The organism is Flexibacter flexilis DSM 6793 (assembly GCF_900112255.1).
Lineage (GTDB): Bacteria > Bacteroidota > Bacteroidia > Cytophagales > Flexibacteraceae > Flexibacter > Flexibacter flexilis.
The window spans coordinates 154,916-178,547 of the sequence record NZ_FOLE01000010.1; the positions used below are offsets into that span (position 1 = coordinate 154,916).

At 41.0% G+C, this 23,632-nt stretch carries 23 protein-coding genes and 1 CRISPR repeat array; of the genes, 14 read left to right on the plus strand and 9 right to left on the minus strand.

Annotated elements, in window-relative coordinates; translation table 11 throughout:
* Positions 1-55: 55 nt before the first annotated feature.
* A complete protein-coding gene (locus tag BM090_RS15320) occupies positions 56-1,450 on the plus strand; it encodes a type III PLP-dependent enzyme domain-containing protein (protein WP_091515373.1) in 1,395 nt (464 codons plus the stop codon).
* Between the two features lie 59 nt (positions 1,451-1,509).
* On the opposite strand, the gene BM090_RS15325 is transcribed toward BM090_RS15320, so the two are convergent.
* Positions 1,510-2,304, minus strand: coding sequence for a hypothetical protein (locus BM090_RS15325; RefSeq protein WP_091515377.1), 795 nt, complete (start codon positions 2,302-2,304; stop codon positions 1,510-1,512).
* Between the two features lie 45 nt (positions 2,305-2,349).
* Positions 2,350-2,838, minus strand: coding sequence for a DUF6438 domain-containing protein (locus BM090_RS15330; RefSeq protein ID WP_143084003.1), 489 nt, complete (start codon positions 2,836-2,838; stop codon positions 2,350-2,352).
* Positions 2,839-2,978: 140 nt separating this feature from the next.
* Between BM090_RS15330 and BM090_RS15335 the strand changes: the two genes are divergently transcribed.
* The 4 genes from BM090_RS15335 (at position 2,979) to rplI (ending at position 5,196) form a co-directional block, all read left to right on the plus strand.
* Complete coding sequence (locus tag BM090_RS15335; protein ID WP_143084004.1) at positions 2,979-3,908, plus strand: hypothetical protein; 930 nt, start codon at positions 2,979-2,981, stop codon at positions 3,906-3,908.
* Between the two features lie 145 nt (positions 3,909-4,053).
* A complete protein-coding gene (gene rpsF, locus BM090_RS15340; RefSeq protein WP_091515452.1) occupies positions 4,054-4,419 on the plus strand; it encodes a 30S ribosomal protein S6 in 366 nt (121 codons plus the stop codon).
* 6 nt (positions 4,420-4,425) lie between these two features.
* Positions 4,426-4,677, plus strand: coding sequence for a 30S ribosomal protein S18 (gene rpsR, locus BM090_RS15345; RefSeq protein WP_091515387.1), 252 nt, complete (start codon positions 4,426-4,428; stop codon positions 4,675-4,677).
* A 75-nt stretch (positions 4,678-4,752) separates the two neighbouring features.
* A complete protein-coding gene (gene rplI, locus BM090_RS15350) occupies positions 4,753-5,196 on the plus strand; it encodes a 50S ribosomal protein L9 (RefSeq protein ID WP_091515390.1) in 444 nt (147 codons plus the stop codon).
* A gap of 79 nt (positions 5,197-5,275) precedes the next feature.
* Here the strand turns inward: rplI and BM090_RS15355 are convergent, their stop codons facing one another.
* Together BM090_RS15355 and BM090_RS15360 are read right to left on the minus strand one after the other, a co-directional pair.
* A complete protein-coding gene (locus BM090_RS15355; protein ID WP_091515455.1) occupies positions 5,276-5,884 on the minus strand; it encodes an arsenate-mycothiol transferase ArsC in 609 nt (202 codons plus the stop codon).
* A gap of 78 nt (positions 5,885-5,962) precedes the next feature.
* Positions 5,963-8,101, minus strand: a complete 2,139-nt coding sequence (locus tag BM090_RS15360; RefSeq protein WP_091515392.1) for a dipeptidyl-peptidase 3 family protein — start codon at positions 8,099-8,101, stop codon at positions 5,963-5,965.
* A gap of 225 nt (positions 8,102-8,326) precedes the next feature.
* Between BM090_RS15360 and BM090_RS15365 the strand changes: the two genes are divergently transcribed.
* Entirely contained in the window at positions 8,327-9,976 is a 1,650-nt protein-coding gene (locus tag BM090_RS15365; RefSeq protein ID WP_091515395.1) for a tetratricopeptide repeat protein, read from the plus strand.
* 47 nt (positions 9,977-10,023) lie between these two features.
* Here the strand turns inward: BM090_RS15365 and deoC are convergent, their stop codons facing one another.
* Positions 10,024-10,704 (minus strand): deoxyribose-phosphate aldolase, encoded by a 681-nt coding sequence (gene deoC / locus BM090_RS15370; protein WP_091515398.1) that lies wholly within the window; start codon positions 10,702-10,704, stop codon positions 10,024-10,026.
* 206 nt (positions 10,705-10,910) lie between these two features.
* Here deoC and BM090_RS15375 point away from each other — a divergent pair, with 206 nt between their 5' ends.
* Positions 10,911-13,403: a TonB-dependent receptor gene (locus BM090_RS15375; RefSeq protein WP_091515401.1), complete on the plus strand. Its 2,493-nt coding sequence runs from the start codon at positions 10,911-10,913 to the stop codon at positions 13,401-13,403.
* 85 nt (positions 13,404-13,488) lie between these two features.
* Here BM090_RS15375 and BM090_RS15380 read toward each other — a convergent pair whose 3' ends face one another.
* A complete protein-coding gene (locus BM090_RS15380) occupies positions 13,489-14,589 on the minus strand; it encodes a hypothetical protein (protein ID WP_091515403.1) in 1,101 nt (366 codons plus the stop codon).
* 2 nt (positions 14,590-14,591) lie between these two features.
* A complete protein-coding gene (locus BM090_RS15385) occupies positions 14,592-15,044 on the minus strand; it encodes a T9SS type A sorting domain-containing protein (RefSeq protein ID WP_091515406.1) in 453 nt (150 codons plus the stop codon).
* A gap of 235 nt (positions 15,045-15,279) precedes the next feature.
* Here BM090_RS15385 and BM090_RS15390 point away from each other — a divergent pair, with 235 nt between their 5' ends.
* The 6 genes from BM090_RS15390 (at position 15,280) to BM090_RS15420 (ending at position 22,261) form a co-directional block, all read left to right on the plus strand.
* On the plus strand, positions 15,280-16,524 hold the full coding sequence (locus tag BM090_RS15390; RefSeq protein WP_091515409.1) for a cysteine dioxygenase: 1,245 nt from the start codon (positions 15,280-15,282) through the stop codon (positions 16,522-16,524).
* Positions 16,525-16,773: 249 nt separating this feature from the next.
* Positions 16,774-17,409: a peptide-methionine (R)-S-oxide reductase MsrB gene (gene msrB / locus BM090_RS15395; RefSeq protein WP_177199963.1), complete on the plus strand. Its 636-nt coding sequence runs from the start codon at positions 16,774-16,776 to the stop codon at positions 17,407-17,409.
* Between the two features lie 110 nt (positions 17,410-17,519).
* On the plus strand, positions 17,520-18,056 hold the full coding sequence (locus tag BM090_RS15400) for a hypothetical protein (RefSeq protein ID WP_091515414.1): 537 nt from the start codon (positions 17,520-17,522) through the stop codon (positions 18,054-18,056).
* Positions 18,057-18,179: 123 nt separating this feature from the next.
* A complete protein-coding gene (locus BM090_RS15405; protein WP_091515459.1) occupies positions 18,180-19,007 on the plus strand; it encodes an alpha/beta hydrolase in 828 nt (275 codons plus the stop codon).
* Between the two features lie 80 nt (positions 19,008-19,087).
* A CRISPR array of direct repeats spans positions 19,088-19,507; the repeat unit is 45 nt; unit sequence GTTGTGATTTGCTTTCAAAATTTACAAATGTGATATTGCCACAAC.
* Between the two features lie 178 nt (positions 19,508-19,685).
* A complete protein-coding gene (locus BM090_RS15415; RefSeq protein ID WP_091515420.1) occupies positions 19,686-20,690 on the plus strand; it encodes a PDDEXK nuclease domain-containing protein in 1,005 nt (334 codons plus the stop codon).
* A gap of 419 nt (positions 20,691-21,109) precedes the next feature.
* Entirely contained in the window at positions 21,110-22,261 is a 1,152-nt protein-coding gene (locus BM090_RS15420; RefSeq protein ID WP_091515423.1) for a tyrosine-type recombinase/integrase, read from the plus strand.
* A gap of 42 nt (positions 22,262-22,303) precedes the next feature.
* Here the strand turns inward: BM090_RS15420 and BM090_RS15425 are convergent, their stop codons facing one another.
* Complete coding sequence (locus BM090_RS15425) at positions 22,304-22,837, minus strand: hypothetical protein (RefSeq protein ID WP_091515426.1); 534 nt, start codon at positions 22,835-22,837, stop codon at positions 22,304-22,306.
* On the opposite strand from BM090_RS15425, the gene BM090_RS15430 reads away from it, so the two are divergent.
* On the plus strand, positions 22,818-23,042 hold the full coding sequence (locus BM090_RS15430; RefSeq protein ID WP_091515430.1) for a hypothetical protein: 225 nt from the start codon (positions 22,818-22,820) through the stop codon (positions 23,040-23,042). The genes BM090_RS15425 and BM090_RS15430 overlap by 20 nt on opposite strands.
* A gap of 326 nt (positions 23,043-23,368) precedes the next feature.
* Here the strand turns inward: BM090_RS15430 and BM090_RS18475 are convergent.
* A partial coding sequence (locus BM090_RS18475) for a hypothetical protein (RefSeq protein WP_177199964.1) occupies positions 23,369-23,632 on the minus strand: 264 nt, incomplete at its 5' end.

Genomic DNA, 23,632 nt, shown 5'->3' on the forward strand with positions numbered 1-23,632 from the left:
CACCAAAAATAAACGTAACTTCTTCATTCACACAAACAAAAGTTAATTTGCCACAATGTTAGAATACATTGACCTGATTGAACAAACCTTCGAGTTTCCGACCGAAGAATTTAAAGTGGAAAATAACGAACTCCACTTCAATAATGTTCCACTGATGGACGTCATTAAAAAATACGGCACGCCGCTTAAGATAAGTTACTTACCCAAAATAAGTGAACATATCCAAAAGGCGAAAAAGTTATTTAATAATGCGTTTCAGAAGTTTAACTATTCGGGTAGTTATACGTACTGTTATTGTACAAAATCGTCCCATTTCAGGTTTGTGATGGAAGAAGCCCTCAAGAATGATATTCACCTCGAAACTTCATCGGCTTACGATATTCCCATTATCCGCGAACTGTACAATAAAGGCATTATCGGCCAAGACCGTTACATTTTGTGTAATGGCTACAAACGCCCACTTTATCGTCAGTATATCAGTGACTTAATAAACGACGGCTTTACAAACTGCGTGCCTATTTTGGACAACTTGACCGAAATAGATTTCTATGAGCAACACAACAAAGTGAACTGTAAAGTAGGTATTCGCATCGCCGCCGACGAAGAGCCAAACTTCTCGTTTTATACGTCTCGCTTGGGTATTCGTTATAGCGATGTCATGGATTTGTACAAAAAACGTATTGAAGGTCGTGCTAAATTTAGCCTTAAATTATTGCACTTCTTTATCAATACGGGCATCAAAGACACGGCGTACTATTGGAGCGAACTTACCAAATTCGTGGAGCTGTATTGTGAGTTAAAGAAAATTTGCCCAGAATTGGATTCTATTGATATTGGTGGCGGTTTCCCAATCCAAACATCAATGCAGTTTGAGTACGATTATGAGTACATCGTAGAGCAAATCGTAGAAAATATCCAGTACATTTGTAATGAGCAAGGCGTACCTTGCCCGAACATTTTCACGGAATTTGGTAGCTTTACGGTAGGCGAAAGTGGCGCGGTGATTTACTCGATTGTTGACCAGAAGTTACAGAACGACAAGGAGTTATGGTATATGATTGACGGTTCGTTCATTACGCATCTGCCAGACGCGTGGGGTTTGAACCAAAAATATATCATGCTTTCCATTAATCACTGGAACAGACGCTACCATCACGTAAACTTGGGCGGTCTTACTTGCGACAGTATGGACTATTACAACTCTGAAGCACATAGCTCAGTTGTATTTTTACCGAAAGTAGAGCCTGAAGAAAAACTCTATATCGGATTTTTCCATACGGGAGCGTACCAAGAATCGTTGGGCGGCTATGGCGGTATTCAACATTGCCTTATCCCTGCGCCGCAACATGTGCTTATCAATCGCGACGCGGACGGTAACATTACGACGGAGCTTTTTGCTCCAGAGCAAGACAGCGAATCTATGTTGCGTTTGTTGGGTTATAAAGACTAAGCAAAAAAAGCATTGTTTCATAAAAAAAACAGCCTTGTGTTTGTCGCAAGGCTGTTTTTTTATGGTCGTACTTCTATTTTTTCGCGCAGAATTTGCAATGTTTTTTCTTTGATGGGCTGATGTAGTCGTGCATTTCGGACGCGTGCGGCACGGCCTGCGCCATAGATTCCGCCCAAATAATACCCAAATCCCATCGTGCCCGTAATCCAACCATAAATGCTGCGTGTACCTTTGGCGGCAAATCCGCGTTGGGCTTGCCAGCCCATCACACCGACGGTAACCAATGTTATTAGTCCGTCTTTCCATTGTCCTGCATACACTTTGCCCGCACCTGGCACGAGTACGGAAAGTCCACGCGCTACCCAAACTTTTTTTGATTTGAGGCGCAAGCCTTCGGCGGCGATGGCCTGATATGGCGCAAATGCTGCCTTAGTGGCGGCTTGTTGCTGGGCTTTTTGGTATTGCTCTTTAAATAGTAAACCGCTGATTTTTAATTGATTAGTGGCGGATGTATCAGCAGGATTTGCCCAAAAATGTGCAGCGGCCAACGTATCATAAAGCCCTGTTTCGGCCAGTCCGATGGCATATTCATTGCAAATCGGGTGGGGCATAGGCTTGTGTTTAAAATGGCGGTCTGCCCATTGTTTGGCCTTCGGTGCTTGATGCGCAAACCTGTAACATTGCATCAATAATAACATATTTTGCCGACTTGTATCGGTTTGGAGCACCTGCAAATATTCGGGAATGGCCAGTTCGTACAGCCCATTATTATAAAGGTGTTGCGCATAGCTGCTCCGATGCGGTGTGTCAAACAAATTAGTTTGTCCGTACACGTGTCCAACACTGCACAACATCAATATGATAAGCTTTAGCCTTTTGGGAATAAATGGCATAACTGCTTATTTTTGAGGTTTATATGGCTCTTGCTCGGCCAAAATTGCCATCACTTCTTCGTGTATATTTTGCTGAAATTTTACTACTAATTCGGGCGCGTCTGAGCTAAATTGCGTTTCGATTTGCTTGGTTTTTCCGTCTAATGTCAGTCGGCTGATAGTGGATGGCAAATCTGTGGCATTGCTAAGGTATTTTTCTTTAAAACTAAAATATTTAATTTTTTTGGCTTCGGTTTGGATATTTTGAATTGTTTTTTCGGGCAAAATATACGTGAGACGGCCTGTAAGAGGTACGTGATTGATGCCATTATATAATAGTCGGCCATCGCTCCAAAATTCGGCTTCGTAATTCGGACATTTTCCAAAACATGGCGTTTTCTGAAAATATAACAAAAGGTAAGGCTCTTTGCTGGTGGCAGCGGTTATGGCTTTAGGCTTACGTTTTTTTTGCTTGCTGGTTTTGCAGGCCGAAAATCCAAGACAAAATACTGACAAACAAAGTATTAAATATAAAATTGGAAACTTAGAAATCTTCATAGCTAAAATAAAAAATTTGGAATTTAAGTGAATTGGTGCTAAAATTCGCAGATAATTACAATTTTACAAAAAATCAGAAAAATCAACCCGCAAATTTTATGGCAGATAACGGTTCTAACAACAAAAAAATTTGGATTATCGCAGTAGTTTTGTTGCTATTGATTATCAATGGAGTACAATTTTATCTGAGTCGCCAAGACAAAAAAGATATAGCCGACAAGCAAGAATCTATTGAGAAAAAAGATAACCAAATCAAAGTTCAAACAGCCAAGCTAGATTCGCTTAACCATGAGTTGGATTTGAAGATTGCGCAAGTAGAACAACTCGGCGGCGATACTACTAAATTAGGTCAGATGCGTCGTGAACTTTTAGCTGAATTAAAAACGGCTCGTGCTGCTCGTGGCGGCGATTTGGCGACCATTCGCAGACTGAACGCCAAAATCAAGGATTTTGAAACCATGATGACGGAAAGAGACGAGGAAATCGAGCAGTTGAAGTCGCAAAACCAACAACTTTTTGAAGAAACAACACGCCTGAAAAAGAATGTGGCACAACGAGAAGACTCTATCAGTCGCCTAAGCCAACGCAGCAACCAACAAGAACAACAATTGGCTTTGGCTGCTATTTTACAGGCTGTTAATATAAAAGTGCACATTATTGACCATAGAGGCAAGGAAAAAGAAGATGATGCGGCAGAATTTAAAGCCCGCAAAATTGATAAAATCAAGGTTTCTTTTAAGCTGACAGATAATAAAGTAGCCAAAATCGAAACGAAAGAAGTGTTTATGCGCGTGTTAGAGCCTGAAGGTTCGTGTTTGTACGACCTCTCAACAGGTGGCGGACGTTTCAGCAGTGCCGACGGAAAAGAGCTTTATTATACAGCTAAACAAAGTTTCTTGTTTGATAACAAACAACAACAACTTAGTTTCCTTTGGGGTAAAGGTGCCCGTTTCAAAGAAGGTACGCATACAATTGAATTGTATTGCGAAGGCCACCAAATCGGAACAGGTTCATTTACAGTAAAATAAAAATTAAAAATAATTCTCTTTAGAATCGGCAATGGCATTTTTCGCGCTATTGCCGATTTTTTTTGTACAAAAACTTGACTATAAAAAAAGATTGCGTATTTTTGCAGCCCATTTGTTAGATAAAATATTTCAACAAAGTTTTTTTATGAACATTAAAAATTACGAAACGGTATTCATCTTAACTCCCGTTTTGTCTGAACAACAGGCAAAGGATATCGTAGAAAAGTTTAAGCAAATATTGCTTAGCAATGGCGGGGAAATTATCAACGAAGAGAACTGGGGATTGCGCAAATTGGCTTACCCAATCGCTAACAAAGGCACAGGTTATTACACTCTTCTTGAATTCAAAGGCCCAGCTTCTATCGTAAACACGTTGGAAGTTGAGTTTAAACGCGACGAACGTGTAATGCGTTTCTTGACTACTGCTCTTGACAAATTTGCGTTGGCTTACAACGAAAAACGCAGAAGCGGTAAATTCAACAAAAAAACTGAAGTTAAAGAGGAGGCTTAAAAACTAATGACACTCGTGAACGAACCAATGCACAAAACTGAAGTACGCAAAAAGTATTGCCGCTTCAAAAAAAATGGCATCAAATACATTGATTATAAAGATGCAAACTTCCTTCTCAAATTTGTAAACGAGCAAGGCAAAATTTTACCACGTCGTTTGACTGGCACAAGCTTGAAATTCCAAAAAAGAGTGGCACAAGCCGTAAAACGCGCTCGTCACTTGGCTTTGATGCCTTACGTAGCTGACGGCTTAAAATAAGCCCTGCTGAATTGTAACCCGACGGACACTTGATGTCCTGCCGAAAACATTCACAACGCTAAAAAATTTACAAAAATGGAAGTTATACTTAAAGAAAATATTAAAGGTCTTGGCTTCAAGAATGACATCGTTGATGTGAAGCCAGGTTACGGCCGCAACTACCTTATCCCACAAGGTTATGCGGTACAAGCCACAGAATCTAACAGAAAGGTTTTGGCTGAAAACGTTAAACAAGCTGCTCACAAAGTTGAGAAAATCAAGAAAGATGCCGAAACATTGGCAGCAGCTATCGGCGAAGTAGTGCTTACTATCCCTGCTAAAGTAGGCGAAAGCGGCAAAATCTTCGGCGCAGTTACTACCCTTCAAATTTCTGATGCCCTTAAAGCATTGGGTCATGAGGTGGACAGAAAGAAAATTTCTTTTGAAGGTGACGTGAAAGAAGCTGGCGAATACTTCGCAGTGCTTACACTTCACAAAGAAGTTTCTCACAAAGTAAAATTCAATGTGGTAGCTGCTTAATTGCAAGCCGTCATTTGACAATACTAACAAAAAAGACTGATTATCACTCTGATAGTCAGTCTTTTTTGTTTTAGGGGAATTAGCGAATCTGCGAAAAAACAAACCACATTTCTTGCCCGATTTCCAAGCTACGTTCCGCATATTTTGCGTCCATCAGTGGTGTGTTGTCGTATTGCTTGGGGTCGTGGTAGCGCACGGGAAAACGCGCTGCTGCGCCCAGCACCACAGGGCAACCTTCGTCGGCATGGTCGCAGGTCATAATGGCGGCGTAATCGCTGCGCGGGTTAAAGTCGTGGTGATAAACTTTTGAAAAACAAATAACCGCATTTTCGTTGGGGGCGTATTTGATGGCAAATACAGGATTGGCCGATTCGCTGAGCTGTATTACCTCAAAACCCTGTGCGGCAAGTGTCTGGTGTACTTTGCCAAACATGGCCGTTGCCTCCGTGCCGCCCGAATAACAAAACACTGCTTTTATTCCAAAATGAAAGGCCATGGCCTGCGCCCAAATCTGCGACAAATGGCTGCGGCGCGAGTTGTGCGTACAGATAAAGTTGAGGCGAACGGCTTGCGCACTGTTTTTCTTTTGTTGAATAAAATCAATAAGCGGCTGCAATTGCGCTTTTCGCTCGTCAGAAATATTGCTCGCTGCAAATTGCTGTATTGTTTCGTGTAGTTGCGGATTCATGGTTGTTTGTATTTTGCTAAAAGAAAATCCCTCTAACATACATTAGAGGGATTCTTTGATAAATTATATTAAAGTAAATTAGTTCTCGTCAGGAAGGAAAGAGTAGTTTTTGCCGTAGTCGAGCATTTGCTCCACAAAATTGTTAGGGTATTCTACTTTCACATCTACGATTTTTTCGCCTTGTTTTACCGCTACTAATTTTGGCTGAATAAAACCGCTGTACGGAACACTGTTAAGCTTGGCATAACGTTCTCTTATTTCTTTATGAAGTTTTTCATCTACTTTCACGCCATAAGTCTCCACCAGTTTTTTGCCTGCTTCGTAGTCCCCTTCAGAGGTAATACGTTGTATTTCAGCTAGTAATTTGCCGAAAATTTTTCGCAAGGCATTGTAATCTTTCACAACAAAGAATGTTTTTCCGTCTTTTTGTTCGCGCGTAATCACTTCCCCACGACCTTGTTCGAAAGCCCAAGAGGCCACTAATTGGCGGTTACGCATGTGTGCTTCTTCAAGTTGTTCGCCGACATCTAAGCGGTTGAGTTGAAGCATCATGCCGTTGCGGATATAGCCATCATATTCTGTTTGGCCTACTTCCACAGATGGCATCACGCCAAGTTTTACGAGGTGCTCGTCCATTAAATAATACAAAGCTACAAGGTCTGCACGCGCTTCTTCCAGCGTAGAAGCATAGCTTTTGAGTGTTTCTTTGGGAGTGCCTACGCCTTTATTGATTTGGCCAGAAGCATGCCCGATTACTTCGTGCATGTCTGTATGTAGATAACCTGCTAACACGCCAAATTTTTTGGCACGGTCAATTTCTTCTTGAGAGAAAGCAAATTCGTCTAAGGTTTTGCCAGAAGACTTCACGTGGTCGTAAGCGGCCACGATATTACCCAACGAAACAGACTTAGAGCCGTGTTTCTGGCGAATCCAATTGGCATTTGGTAGGTTAATGCCGATTGGCGTAGCTGGTGCGCCATCGCCAGACTCGGTTACGACCGTAATCACTTTGGCCGAAATACCTGTTACTTTTTCTTTTTTGTGTTCTTTTTGGATAGGGGAATTGTCCTCAAACCATTGTGCGTCAGCTCCGATGGCTGCAATGCGTTTAGTAGCATCTAAGTCTTTGATAGAGAGTACCGATTCGTAAGTAGCCTTATAGCCCAGTGCATCGCCGTACACCTCAATGAAGCCGTTTACAAAGTCTATACGAGAGTCAGTGTCTTTTACCCAAGCAATGTTATAATCGTCCCAAGCCTTCAAATCACCTGTTTTGTAGAATTTGACTAAAAGCGTAAGAGCTTGTTTTTGTGCTGCGTTTTCGGCCAAAGGAATGGCTTTTTCTATCCAAAATACCATTTTTTCGATGGCTTTAGAATACATTCCGCCTACTTTCCATACTTTTTCCGTTACTTTTCCATCTTTGCCCATCACCATTTTAGAGTTGAGGCCATAAGAAACGGGTTCGCTTGGATTTTTGTCTTCGGAGGCTAATTTTTTATAGTAGGCTTCTACCTGTTCTTGCTTGAGGCCTTCATAAAAATTGTTGGCTGAGCTTGCGATTAAATCCGCGCCGTTTTCTTGATTTACGCGTTTGGCATCTACTTTCTCTTCAAAAATAATAGGCGTTAGTTCTTCTACTAATTGTTCTACTGATTGGCCTTTGCGTGTCGGCAATTTGGCTTTGGCAGAAGTTTTTACCAGCACTTCAGCAAAGTAATCAGGCTTAAACTCAGGCATGATTTTTTTTGTAGAATAGTGGTGGTGAATCCCGTTCGAGAACCAAACACGTTTGGCGTAGGTCATAAACAACTGGAAGTTTTTCTCTTTGCGGTCGCCTGGATAATGCGCTACCACAGCTTCCAACATGCGGCGAATGCGCAAATTATGTTTGTAGTTTTGGTCGTACACCATGTCGCGGCCAGAAAGGGCGGCTTGCGATAAGTAATAAGCCATCTCTTTTTGCTTTGGTGTAAGTGTCTCAAAACCTGGCACTTGGTAGCGTAGTACTTGTAAGTCTGCAAACTGATCGGCTACATATTCAAATTCTCCTTCTTTTACTTGGGTGGAAGCGGTTTTTTTCGCTTCGGCGGCTGGGTCTGGAGCTGCTGTTGTTACACTAAGTCCTTTGATGCGTGTCGGCTTTTGTACCTGAGCTACGCCTGATAGAGCTAAACTGCTCAATATCAGCGAAAAGGCTAAATTGTTTTTTTTCATAAGTTAAATACTTTGTAATATGAAAGATGTTGGCTACAAATTAAAGACATTTCGCTAAACTCACCAAAAGCAATTTTTGAACAGTGTTTTGTTACTCAAAAAAATATGATTACCTTACATTTGTAAGAATGTTATTGTTGTTTTTAGACAATTTTAAAAATATATGATTTGTATAGTCATATTTAAAGGCTTTTGATGTTTGTTTAATCCTAAAATTGTGGAAAAATGAATAATGTAAGGTTTGTTATTAAAAGTAGTATATTGGTAACGCTTTGGTTAGTTATATTTTGCTGCCCAGTGTATGCAAACATTGCTATTGCTTTGCCTGACTCTTTACAACAAAGCCTTAACAATGCGCCTAATGATTCCGTGAGAGCACAAAAAATGCTTCAGGCTGCCACATTTTTTCAGGAAGAGGATAATATGCAACTTTCGCTTGAGTATCTGAATAAAGCATTGGCATTGTCGGCGAACAATTTCGGCAATAAAGCATTTATCAACTACAGAATTGCTTCCGTTTATTTTCAGCACGATGATTATTTGAATAGCATCAAAACTTGCCTTATTGCATCAGATTTTTATAAAAAAAATAAAGATGAAATTGGACAAGCAAATTCGTTATTGTTACTTGGTAATAATTATTTTTCGTTGTCTAAAAATAAGGAAAGTGAAGCGTATTATAAACAGGCAATGGATTTGTACAGAAAATATAATAAGCAAGATTATCTGGCTATGTGCGCCAACAATATTGCCAATTTGTTTTTTGTGCAAGGAAAATATAAAGAGGCAAAAGAAAATTATGAAAAAGCCTTAGCCATTCATCAGGTATTGGGAGATAAAGAACAAGTGAATATTTGTGAAAATAATATTGCGATTGTTTATATTTCATTAAAACAATATGAGGCTGCTGAAAAATTAGGACTTAAAGTCTTAAAAGACGCAGAAGTGATTCAGTTTGATTACAGCAAGACGCTCATTTATAATACGTTGTCGGAGGCTTGCTTAGGTCAGAAAAAATATAAACAAGCAACGGAATATGGCTTGAAATCGCGCCAGATAGCTCAAAAAATACAATCTACTTTGCGAGAAAAAGAAGCTTTAGAAACGCTTAAAAAGATAGCAATAGAACAAAATAATTATAAAAAAGCATTTGAATATTTGGAAGAAATTGATATTCTCAAAGATTCTATTAGCAATGAAGAAATAACTGTAAAAATAAAACAAATAGAGGCTGAACAGTCTATTAAATTACAAAAAACAGAAATAGAATCCTTGCAAAAGGATAAAAAAATACAACAAGAAATATTAGATAACGAACAATTATATAAATATTTATTGTTTATATTTTTGTTTTTTATTATGCTTATTTTGCTTATGACAATTGTTGGTTTGCGTAGAATGATGATCTATAACAAACGACATAAAGAACAAAAAGAAGAGGCAAATTTACGCAATAAAGAACTGGAACAAAATAAAGAAGAAATAATAGCACAATCCGAGTTTTTGCGAAAACTTAATGATGAGTTTTATCAATTAAATTTGGAGTTGCTTGGAGCCATGCGCGAGATTGAACAAAAAAATGAAGAACTCAATACCGTTAATGAAAATTTGGACGGTCTCGTAAAGCAACGAACCCAAGAAATTGCTGCCAAAAATAAACGTATTTTGGAGTTTGTGTTTATGTGTGCACATCAGTTTCGTGCACCCGTGGCGCGTATTTTGGGGCTTGGCAACTTGCTGGATTTTAGTAGCTTACCAGAAAATGAAACTGATTTGCTCGTTCGCCTGAAAGCTGCTGCTCAAGAGCTTGACGAGGTGGTACGCCAAATGCAACAAACCTTGGAAGGCGAACTGGAGAATGAAACCACAAAATAAAAAAGCCACAAAATTTGTGGCTTTTTCGTTTGCTAAATGCAAGGCGATTAGTACGCAGATTGGCTGCTTTCTTGCAAGCCCATAACAATGGATACGCCCGACGAAGTCCCGATGCGGTCGGCACCCGCTTCTATCATGGCTAAGGCTTGTTCGGCAGTTTTTACGCCCCCCGAAGCCTTCACGCCTGCGTGCGTACCGACGGTTTGGCGCATGAGTCTGATGTGTTCGACGGTAGCACCTGCGGGAGCAAAACCCGTAGAAGTTTTGACGAAATCCGCGCCGCTATCCACGCTCCAACGGCAAGCCGTCACGATTTCCTCATTGGTCAGGTAGGCCGTTTCAAGAATTACTTTAAGCATCGCGCCCGCTTCATGGCTAAGTTTGGCCAATTGTGCTATTTCGGGTTTTATCCAAGTAGCAACGCCTGTTTTGAACGCCGAAACATTGAGTACCATGTCCAGTTCTGTTGCGCCGTCGTGTAAGGCCAGTTCGGCTTCTTTGAGTTTTACTTCCGTGCGATTGTAGCCCAACGGGAAGCCAATTACCGTAACTAATTGAATATTAGATTTTTCGCCCAAATCGCGGCGTACTTTCTTTACCCAATACGGCGGAATACAAACACCCGCAAATTGGTGCGTAATCGCCTCTTGTACAAGCTGTTCGCAATCGCGGTCGGTAAGTGTCGGATTGAGTTTGGTGTGTTCTATGTAGGTATTTATAGGATTCATAACGAAAATAATTAAGCGCACAAAGGTAAAAAAATGACGTAAAAGACCGCCATTTGCACCCAAATTATATTGCTGGTAAAAATACCAAAATGCCTTATTTCTCCGTTTAACATTACAACTTAGGTTGGTTTGGGCTTCATTTTCTGACAAATTACCCTACATTTGTGTTTTTTGAATAAGTTTAGTTTACCTGATTATATTTTTAGATGATTCGCTCTTTCGCGCTCCTTGTCGGAGTACTTCTTTTTACAGTCAATTTCTGTGTGGCGCAGCAGCCAACGGCCACGCTTAAAGGCACGATTACCCAACCCGACGGACAGGCTATCCCGTTTGCTTCGGTGGGTATCAAAAACGCCAAAATTGGGGCAAATACCGCCGAAAACGGTACCTTTGAACTCAGTGTTCCAGCAGGCCAAAACCTTGTGTTGTTGGTGTCGCGGGTGGGTTTTAAGCCTTATAGCCAAACGGTTTTTTTGAAAAATGGAGAAGTTAAAGAACTTAAAATCAGCCTGAAAGATAGTAGCTTGATGGCTACGGTGGATGTACAGACCAAGCACTACACCGAAAAGCGCGAACAAGTCAGCCTGACCACTTTAGACCCACGCCACAGTAAAGTATTGCCTTCGCCGTTTGGGGAATTTAATCGCCTATTGGCTACGCTGCCAGGGGTGGTGAGCAACAACGAACTTTCTTCGCAATATTCGGTACGTGGCGGCAATTTTGATGAAAACTTGGTGTATGTCAATGACATAGAAATTTATAGGCCGTTTTTGGTGCGTTCGGGACAGCAAGAAGGTTTGAGTTTTGTAAATCCCGATTTGGTGAAAAATGTAGAGTTTTCGTCGGGCGGCTGGCAGCCTCGTTTCGGAGACAAATTGTCTTCGGTGCTCAATATTGATTATAAAGAACCTGTGCGCACGGCGGGCAGTGCTACTTTGGGACTATTGGCGCAATCGGCACACATGGAAACCAGCCTTGCGGGTGGTCGCGTGTCGGTGGTGGCTGGGGTACGCCGCAAAACGGCTCAATATCTTTTCTCTAGCACAGAAGTAACCAAAGGTTTGGAAACGAAGGGCGAGTATTTTCCAAAATTCATGGATTTTCAGGCCTATGTGAACACGGATTTGCGGAATCGCAACCGCGAAAATCGTCGATTGGATAGTTTGAAAGGTCGCAAAACGACGCTTGGCGTACTCATGTCGTATGCGCATAATCGTTATTTGGTGCGTCCTACGGAACGTAAAACGACGTTTGGTTCGTTGCAAGGCGGCGTGATGCGCTTGTATGTAGATTTTGACGGGCAAGAAATTATGGAATATGCTACGCTTCAGTCTGGCCTAAAACTTTCGCATCGCCATAACCGCAAATCCCAAATGGATTTTATCTTGTCGGGTGTCTGGACGCGCGAACGCGAACGCTTCGACGTGGAAGGCGTTTATAATATTTGTGATGTGGAAACCGACCCCAGTAAATCCAATTTCAATGAATGCGTGTTTGAACGTGGTGCAGGTAGTTATTACAACTATGGCCGCAATGACCTTGATGCCACGATTTATAATTTCTTGAACAGGAATTACTACGACCCCGATTCCATGAATCATTTTGAGTATGGCGTAGGCGCATCGCTCGAATCTATCAAAGATAAATTGTATGAGTATAATTTTATTGATTCGGCTGATTATGTGGATATTACAGAGTTTTTAAAAACAAAAAATAACCTGAATACTTATCGCCTCAGTGCTTATGCTCAACATACCATTCGCGGAGAACGTAGTGTATTTACCTATGGTGTGCGTGCTAATTTCTGGAGCTATAACAAACAATGGTTGGTAAGTCCACGTGTGCAATATTCGTACCGTCCGCGCTGGCCTAAGCGCGATGCCATCGTTAAAGCGGCGGTAGGTGTGTATCAACAAGCTCCATTTTACAGAGAAATGCGCGACCAAAACGGCGTGTTGAACCCTAATATTAAGGCGCAAACTTCGTATCATGTCATTGGCGGACTGGACTTTAAGTTTATGATGTGGGAACGTGAGTTTAAATTTACGTCCGAAGTTTATTTCAAATACATTACCAATCTTATTCCTTACGACGTGGACAATGTGCGGATTCGCTATTACGCCCGCAATATGGGCGTGGCTTATGCTACGGGTGCAGATTTTCGGGTAGGCGGCGAGTTTGTGAAAGGGGCGGAGTCGTGGTTTAGCTTAGGTATTATGAGTACGCGCGAAAATATAGATGGCGATTCTACGCACGGATACGATGCGAATGGCAATTTGGTGAAAACTGGCGAACGTGGATTTATTCGCCGACCAACCGACCAACGCGTTACGCTGGGCGCATTTTTCCAAGACCATTTGCCCAACAATCCGTCGGCGAAGGTATATCTAAATTTGGTGGTCGGGACGGGTTTGCCGTTTGGTGTGCCTAACAACATAGACCAACGTGCAGTATTTTCTTCGCCGCCATACCGCCGCGTGGATATTGGTTTCTCGAAAGTGATTGCCGTGCGCGACAAGTCCGCGAAAATGGGGAAATATTTTGATACCGTATCGTTGGGGTTGGAAATCCTCAACCTGTTGGGCGCACAAAATACCATTTCGTATATGTGGGTGAAAGATTATTATAACACTCAATACGCTATTCCCAATACGCTGTCGGCGCGGTTTGTCAATGCGCGTGTGTTGATGCGTTTCTAAGGATATTTTAGTAAAAACAAAAAGCGGCCAAATGCTCATAAGAAGTATTTGGCCGCTTTTTTGTTTTAAAAAAGGTGGTAAATGTTTATTTCATAATGGAAATAATAAAACTTGGAGGGTAAACACCGCCTTGTAAGTTATATGCTTGAGAAGACCATGTGCCTGTAACAGAATTAAATATGTATAATTTATTTTCCTCCATGTTTCTAAAGTTAAAAACGCCTCCGCTTGTGCTTAATGATATATACATATTATTGGTGGTATTGTTGTAGGATTGAGATGTCCAAGTACCTGTTTTTGCACTATAAGCGTACATTTTGTACGCATCACTATCTTGAAATGCCATATCCCCATTTAAAAATTTTAAATTTGGAGGGTAACTGCCGCCTTGTAAGGTATATGCTTGAGAAGACCATGTATTCGTATTGATATTAAACACATTAAACGTATTGTTATAGTAATTTTGAAACCAAAAATTATCAGTAACAGTATCTATGCTTAAATTTGAAAGAGGATAACCTTGAGGAACTGCGTATGATTGGCTATGCCACGTTCCTGCCTTTCCATTGAAAATATAATATATATTGTTTTGAAAATCATCAAAATAAAAATGCCCATTATGATGTTGAATAGACTGAGAGGCAACCTGTGGACTGTAGGATTGAGATGCCCAAGTGCCCGTTTTGGCACTATACGCAAACAATGTGTGATTGTCTGAATCTTGGTATCCAAAGTTTGTTTTGGGTTCGGTGCGTATCTGTTCGGCAATGCTGACGTTAGAAGCAATAGAACCCGCCGCCAGCGCATACGGCACACTCATTAGTTGGTTTGTACCAACGGAAGTGTAATTGCTGCCGCCGTTGGGGTCTAATTCTACCTTCAAAAACTTTGTATTAAGGCTCCAGTTAATAGTTGCAAACGTACCTGAGAGGGCTGTCCCTTGTCCAATGTTGAGGTTGAAAAGACCTTGCGCATTGGTGGTTTTGGTATGAGTTTCGGTGTAAATGCTTGTGCCTGTAGCCGAATTATCCAAAATACTAATTCTTACACTTACGTTGCTGTTTGTTACGGGTGCGCCGCTTGTATTAAATGCAATGGCTTGATAACTAATGCTTTGGGGAACTTGAGCCGTTGCGGTGAAATGTAGGAGAAGTAGAGCCGCTATGGCTGTAAATAGATTTTTCATGGTTATTGTTTTACGATTTTGAACGAACTAATTTTTTTGTTGTCGGTACTGACTGTATATAGACCATTGGCAAGGCCTGAAAGGTCTATGGGTGTGCCCTGATTGGTTTTTTGCATCACAAGGCGGCCTGCATTGTCAAAAATAAATACCTCTTTGAACGGGATATTTTCAGGACTTTGGAACACAATAGAACCTGTGGTTGGGTTCGGAAATACGTTCATGCTCGCCGAACTAAGCTGTTCTTTTGTGCCTACCACCGCAAATTCGATACGTGATAATGCCCCTATAATGCCCGAATTGGCTTCGTTGGGGTTGGTGGGGATAACGAACACTTCGCCAACCGAGAAAACCATATTGTTACTCGATACAGCACCAGTATTGATAGAGCCAATAACACTTTGCCCAAATGAAACATGGGCGGCAAATAGAAGAACGGGTAGAATCGCTTTTTTCATGGGTATGTTAAGATTAGTACATGTTTTTTTGTCGCGGTAAAAATAGAGGAATTGTTTAAAAAAAGTAGCATAAATATTTTATGCTATTCATGGGCTTGTAGTTATAAATTACTATTTTTTTTGTTAAAAATTGTATAGATATTTGACTAAGAATGATTGTTCTTGGATATGTATAACAAATCAAGGGTCTTCATCTGTTTTTATTGATAATATTATATTCACTTTATTTAACATTATGTCATACGCAAACAAAACTAACAACAAGCCTAAGGAGCTTGTCTTTCCTCATCCGCAAGTAAGTGCTAATCAGCGAGAGGGTATTAAAACCAAAGAAATTACGCTTATCGTACAGGGGCAAGGGGTTTTTCTTTTTGCAGATGGAAAAGCCTCAGAACCAGCCGAATTGATTTTTAATAGCCCTGAAAAAGCAAAATCAGGATTACGCTTACTTCTTACGCCGTCAGGCACGCAACTCTATGATTTGGAAACAGAAAAACTACTCGCAGAAACAGCAAGCGTATTGACAATACAAGAAGGCGCATATTATTGGGCAAGCCTTGATAGTCATAACTTTAATTTTAGAGTAGGGTTAGGAGAGGCGAGAAAAGAAACAATGGCGTTTGAATATGAATTTTTGACGAAAGAGGAACAAAAAGACGAAACACTCAAAAAGAAAACACGAGATTTTTTGCAAGAAATAAAACAAATTCAGTATCCGAGCTTTTTGTATCCGTTACGATTGCTTAGAGACCCAGTAATTAGCACGTTGCCTCTCAAAGTGAAGGCAATGGATCAGCTCACGATGCGCGACATTGCCGCAAATCAGTATTTGCCCGTAGCCAATCTTAACCCCGTATCGCAAAAGCTGTATGGTAATATTGCGGGAAGCAATTTTATATTAAATGATAGTGATTTCCCTGATTTTTCAGACGCAATTGAGTATTCTATCGCCACACCAGGCTGTTGGGCGCACGAAAAACTCAAAGAAAAGGCTACCGAATTTGATAAAGATCATCCTAATCCGCATCAAGTATATTTGCGTATTACGTTGGGTGAAAACGGTGGCGAGTCTCCTGGCGTTCCGTATGTGCTCGAAATTTGGCCGCCAGATTGTTATTCGCCTATTCACAACCACGCCAATGCCAATGCCGTTATTAGGGTTTTGTATGGTCAAATCAATGTAACATTATATCCGTTTTTGGGGGCGGAAAAACCTATGGGGAATAAAACTTTTGAAAAAGATGATATTCTTTGGATTAGCCCAACACAGAACCAAACCCATAAGTTGCACAATACGAATGCCAGTGGCCCGACTTGCATCACGATACAATGTTATATGTATGATGCTGAGGATACGCAACATTATAATTATTTCGACTATCTAGAAAGTGGCGATAATGTTGGGCATTTTGATCCAGATTCTGATATGGAATTTCTTGAATTTAAGGCGAAAATGAAGGAAGAATGGGCGAACAGATAGGCTAAACAATTTTTAAATTCAAAATCGCATATTTCCGACTCAATAATTGAGCGTTAGTGTTATATACATGCAAAAATGCGACAAGGTTCTATAAAATCTTGTCGCATTTTGTTTGTAATATACTGATAATGAGTGTTTTGTTTGTTTTTTATTGAAAAAAGAAACAAAATTTTTGGATAATTTGTCAGGATTTGGGCTTGTGTGCGACTATATTCACAAAAAAGGGATCACTTTTAAATCGTAACGATTATGTATTCGCAACCCCCAGAAAAATATCAGCAACAAATTTTCGGCCTCCGATGCTGCGCCATGTCCGTTACTGTGGGGCTGTGGCTCACGCTATCGGGTGGCGGCTTGGCCTCGCAAGCGGCTTGTAGCACGCACGCCTCATTTCCCCAAACACAACAACAGCAACAACAAAATCCTAAAAAGCCCATGTCGTACAAAAAACCATCAGACGCCGCCCTCAAGCAGCAACTTACGCCTTTGCAATACGCAGTAACACAGCACTCGGAAACAGAAAGGCCTTTCAAAAACGAGTATTGGGACGAGTTCCGCGAAGGGATTTACGTGGACGTTACCACAGGCGAGCCGCTTTTCGTGTCCACCGATAAATTTGAGTCGGGTTGTGGCTGGCCAAGTTTTTCCAAGCCCATCGCCGCGCAACTCATTCAGGAAAACAAAGACCAATCGCATGGCATGGTACGCACCGAAGTACGCAGCCGAACAGGTAACGCGCATCTGGGACACGTATTCGACGACGGCCCCACCGACAAAGGCGGTTTGCGCTACTGCATCAATAGCGCGTCGTTGCGATTCGTGCCCAAGCAAGACATGACCAAAGAAGGTTATGGTCAATATCTGGATTTGCTCAATAAAAAATAACACAGATTGCCTCTATTGGGTGTTTTTGTTTTTCGAATAAAAAATTATGTTAATTAACGGTTTTTTGTAAATTCGCTGCTGTATCTCACACATTTAATTTACTTACAATTATGAAAAAGCAAGCACTTTTGTGGGCGGCGGCTATTATGTGTACGGCTTCTACCTGCTCCAAAGATGAAATTCCCGTAGATATTCCTGCGACCATTCCCGTGACCCTGACGGTGAGCGGCTCTAACGCTACTTTGAATCAAAGCGCGGAGTATGACATTAACACGCTTTCTTCCGAATTCGAAAAGTATAAAAACAATATTGGTTCTGTAACGATTCAGAATGTGTATTATACCGTTACGGAGAATAATTCTACGGCCACAAGCCAAGTCGTTAATGCAACGGCTTCTATTTCGGGCGTTGGGGCGGACACTACCAACAAAAAGACACTTGGTACTATCACCAACCTTGATGTAAAAAGTAGTGTTGGCGTGCGTAAAGAATTTACGATGGATAATGCTACGAAAGATTATTTAGTAACATTGCTCAAGAACGAACCACCAAAATACAAAGTGTATTTTTCGGGTAGCTCAACGACTACACCCATCAATTTCAAATTGAAAATGGAATTTAAAGTAACATTCCGTCCGAAAGTATAATTATTCTCAACTATAAGATAGTTTTCGATGCGATAAGGTTTTGTAACAGAATCTTATCGCATTTTTTGTTTGTATATTTCGCATTTTGCAGAAATTTTAACACCAAATATTTTCAATAACACTATGCAACGAATATTTTTAGTAGTAGGGCTGTGGCTACTGGCCGCACTGACGGGCTGGGCACAAAACAGTTACCAAACCCAAACCAACGTTCATTATTATCCTGCAAACACTTACGGAACAGATGTTTATAAAACAGAGCGTTGCGTTTTGGATATTTATTATCCTAAAAACAAAAAAGGTTTTGCCACAATTGTTTGGTTTCATGGTGGCGGACTGACGGGCGGCAGCAAAGAAATCCCAGAGTACCTGAAAGAAAAAGGCTGTGCGGTGGTAGGTGTTGGGTATCGGCTGCACCCCAACGTACAAGCTCCCGTGTACATAGAAGATGCCGCCGCCGCTGTGGCGTGGGTGTTCGGGAACATGCCGCAATTGGGCGCGGATACGTCTCTTATTTTTTTGTCGGGGCACTCGGCGGGCGGCTATCTGGACTTAATGCTGGGTTTGGACAAACAGTGGTTGGCACGCCATCGTATAGATGCCAACCGTATCGCGGGGCTGATTCCTTTTAGTCCGCAGTGCATCACGCATTTTACGGTACGCAAAGAACGCGGCATGGACGACAAACAACCGCTAATAGACACATTCGCGCCGCTCTACCACGTGCGTGCCGATGCGCCGCCGCTTTTGCTCATTACGGGCGACCGCGAAAAAGAACTACTCGGCAGATACGAAGAAAATGCTTACATGGCGCGTATGATGCAGCTCAAAGGCCATACGGCCACCACGCTCTACGAACTACAAGGCTATGACCACCAGATGGCCGAACCCGCTTATCCCTTGTTGCTCAAAGAAATAAAACGCATCACGGAACAGAAAAAAAAGAAATGATGCTTTCTAAGGAATAATAATTAACTTTACAAATGTGATATTGCCACAACGCTGTAAATGTTGCACCAGCACCCGAAACAGTTGTGATTTGCTTTCAAAATTTACAAATGTGATATTGCCACAACGGAAAATAAGCAAGAGTATTTCAGTGCCTAGTTGTGATTTGCTTTCAAAATTTACAAATGTGATATTGCCACAACAGTGGTAATGTGGGTGGTAGGTGTCTTGTTGTTGTGATTTGCTTTCAAAATTTACAAATGTGATATTGCCACAACATGGTGCTTTCTTCAAAACGAAACGAACCAGTTGTGATTTGCTTTCAAAATTTACAAATGTGATATTGCCACAACCGTTCATAGCCGTAGCGTTTGAATATGCTGTTGTGATTTGCTTTCAAAATTAACAAATGTGATATTGCCACAACCTCGGAAAATAGTGGCTGATAGCCGACAAAGTTGTGATTTGCTTTCAAAATTAACAAATGTGATATTGCCACAACGTAGGAGCTTATAAAAAGCTGTAAATCAGGATTTAGTGTGCAATGTTAGAATGACAAAAAAAGCTCCCAAACGGAGCTTTTTTGCGTTTTCGACTGAGTTTTTGCCATTCTAACAATACACTTGCGCTACACTTTTTCCAAAAATCAGGTAGATTGCGCGGCATAACCAAAAATACAAAATGCTCCATCATCAGGCCATTATTACGGACATAAAAGCGATTATTGCGCAGTCGCAGGAAAAAGCCATTCGGACGATAGACCACCAACGGACGTTGATGTATTGGGCTATTGGTGAACGAATTTTTCGGGAAGAGCAGCAAGGCAAAGACCGCGCCGACTATGGCCAGCACCTGACGGCGTATATTGCGCAAGCCTTAGAACCCGAACTGGGCAGCGGTTTTTCCAAACGACAAGTAGAGTTGATGCGCCAGTTTTACCGCACTTTCCCAATTGCGAACACACTGTATTCGCAATTGAGCTGGAGCCAATACAAACTTTTGCTTCGCCTCGACAGCCACGACCAACGCACTTTTTATATGGCCGAAACTGTCAAAAATAACTGGACGGTGCGCCAACTCGAACGGCAAATTTATACCAATCTCTACGAGCGGCTGTTGGTCAGCAACGACAAAGAAAGCGTGTTGGCGGTAGCCCAAAACGAGCAGTTGCCCTCCGATGCCAAACAGATTATCAAAGACCCGATGTTTTTGGAGTTTCTGGGTTTTCGGCGCGAAAGTGCTTTTTATGAAAAAGACTTGGAAACGGCCATTATTACGCATTTGCAAGAGTTTTTGTTGGAGTTGGGCAACGGATTTTCGTTTGTGGCAAGGCAAAAACGTATTCACATCGAAGGCGATGATTTTTTCGTGGATTTGGTGTTTTACAATCGGCTGTTGCAGTGTTTTGTGATTATCGAAATCAAAACGGCCAAGCTCACGCACCAAGATTTGGGACAGTTGCAAATGTACGTCAATTACTACGACCGCGTAGAGAAGTTGCCGCACGAAAACGCGACCATCGGGATTTTGCTTTGCGCTGACAAAAACGATGCCGTCGTGCGCTATTCGCTGCCCGCAGGCCAAAAACAAATCGTGGCCAGCCAATACAAGTTATATTTGCCGACCGAACAGCAATTGTTGGCGGAATTAAACAAAGAACTTTATAGTTTTGAAAAAGGCGAATAATGATTTGCTTTCAAAATTAACAAATGTGATATTGCAACAACTGTTTAGGTTCTGACAGGAAGACGATAGAAGTTGTGATTTGCTTTCAAAATTTACAAATGTGATATTGCCACAACATTTAGCTTTAAGCAACAGGCCGTAATTTAGTTGTGATTTGCTTTCAAAATTAACAAATGTGATATTGCAACAACTTACCTGATTTTTCACCGTCCAGAACCACGTGTTGTGATTTGCTTTCAAAATATCAATCTAAGTTTTAATACACTGAAATACAGTCATTAGTAAACAGCGATGTAATGCAACTAACTGATAGTTAGTTTGTTGTTCATTACTCACTAATTTTACTTACTTAATTTATTAACATTGTAAATGTTTAACTTTTTAACAAGAACAAACAATGTTGATAATCAGCAAAAAAAATGACGGTTTATGTATTTCACAGAACCGACCAAACCAATAAGCGTGGAGAAGCTCCCGTTTGTGCCTATGTGATAATTGATGGTAAGAAGTCAGGCAATTTTGCATTGGGTTTAGTATGTACGCCTGAAGCTCTCGGCTCGTCGGTTGTGCAAGGTCAAATTGCTTTGGCGAAAAAAGCTATTGAAGACATACATACGTTTTTGTCGTTGTCGCAGAAGACGCTCACTGCCAATGATATTAAAACCGAGTACATTACTCGCAAAAAAGGTAATCGGGTAAAGGTCATTCAAACAGAAGGTACATTACTAAAAGTTTCGGAGGTAAAACCTAATCTGTGTTTTTTCAGAATTGCGAGGCAAATAGGAGAGATGCACGTGTATTTACTTCGTTTTGAGCGTTTTGCTAATTCACACCCAGAATATTCAACGAATATTTATGAGATTAGGCCGCTTGTAATGAGTTATTTATCGCAATTCACCAAACGCAATACGGATACTGCAAGCGTGTATTTTCAGCGCATAAAACAGGTTGTAGTGTATGCACTGGAAGAGGGAATAATCCAGAAAAATCCATTACGAGGGGTTAAAATTTTACGTAAAAAAGGGGAGAAGCTCAGTTATCTAAAGCCAGAGCATATCAATCAAATTATTGATTATAAGGGGTTTTTACCTAAGTTAATGCCTTATGTTGATTTATTTTTATTTGCGTGCTATACAGGTTTATCTCTTTCGGATTGTGTTAATGTAAGCCAAGAAAATATAGTGGCTTATGGAACGCGCGAATACATAGTAGCACGTCGGCAAAAAAGCAAATCATTAATTAGGACAGAATTAACTGATGTAGCCAAAAGTGTTTGGGCAAAACATGAATATAAATGGCAAACGTATCTTGACTATAATAGCAAGAGTTTTAGGAGTCAATATTATTTGATATTACTTACAATCAAGAAGATACGGCAAATTACAGGGCAATCCGTTACGTTCCATAAGGCTCGACATACCAAAGCCTTTGAGTTGTTGAATGTCAGGGGTGCAAGTATTGATATGGTATCCACGATGTTAGGGCATACGAATGTTACTATTACACAAAAATACTATGCTGAAATGTCTTTAGAAGGCCTATCTAAGGCTCTGGATAAATTAGAAGAATAGAAACAAAAGGCCGTCCCAATATCGGGGCGGCCTTTTGTTTTATTAGTCTTTTAAATGCACAATTTTAACACCCCTGCCAATTCTATGGGTAGAGTCCTCCATTACATCTTCTTCTATGTACCCTTTAGTTGTATAAAATCTAAATTTTACAACTTTATGCTTTTTTAGTATTGCCAATGTTGGGTCATTAATACTTACATAGCTGGTACTTATACCATAGTCATCGCTTAAACCTACAGAGCCTCTCCAAAAATCAGGCCTGCCACCTCCCCTTGATGCAACCGATGGACTTACGTTAATGAGGGTATAGATACTATCATTTTCAAGTTTTAACATTAGTTTAGAACCTTCAGCTACACCAAAGATATAATCACTGGAATATTTCCAGTCGAGCATATATAATGTATCCAGTCGAGAGATGCGAAAAAATGTTTTTGCAGTAAACCGCGATGATATTTTTTCCCAAGTAGTTCTTTTTACTACTGTACCAGTAAACTCGTCTATTTTACTTTCTTCTAATTCTTGTGCATAACTACTAAAAGAGTAAAATAGGGCAATGAATAACAGCTTTTTCATTTACTTCCTCTTCGTTGTAGATTTCTTTTTAGTTGATGATTTATATTTCTTGGTGGTTGTTGTTGGGTATGTTGCGGTAGTGGTGCTTGAGCTTGAAGAACAAACCCCGCAAGTACCACTATCTTTAGCGCAATGTTTGCAGCCGCTACAATTTTTGCAGGCCGAACAAGAGGCCGAACCAGTACATTTTTTACCTCCAGCGTAGGCATTAGCTACCCCAAACACAAGAGTAAGGGCAATGGCAATTTTAGTAAAGTATCTCATAAATATTTTTTGTTATTTCTATACAAGACGTTTGCCAAAGGGAAAAAGGGTGACACGTCTTGAAAAAAAGTTTTCCACACCGTGCTAATGCGTTAGCTGCCTGAAAGATGCGAAGCAGCCTCCCCAAGAGGCCGAAGTCTGCAAGGGAGCGGCCACCCTTTTTCGGGTGGCAACGCCCAAGAAAAGAAAAAAAAGTCCGCAATTGTCCGCAAAAATCCGCAATTGCGGACTTAAACCAACACTTTAAGCAAGAGATAAATAATTGATTTACAGTTTGTATAATTTTATTTCGGCTGTCTTCTTGATAGGCAAAGTAATTCGTACCTGCCCGATAAGGTAACGCACACCTCTAATCCGTATGGCTTTGCCAAACTGCAACCTTGCCAAATGATAGGGTTCGATGCGTGCCTGAAAAGTAACGGGCTTGGTGGTGGCCCGAAAGCCTAACCATTCCTTGTACATCTTTTCATACAAACCATACTCCCCCGTCCAGTACAGCGAATTGCGTCCAATGATATTGTTATGATAATC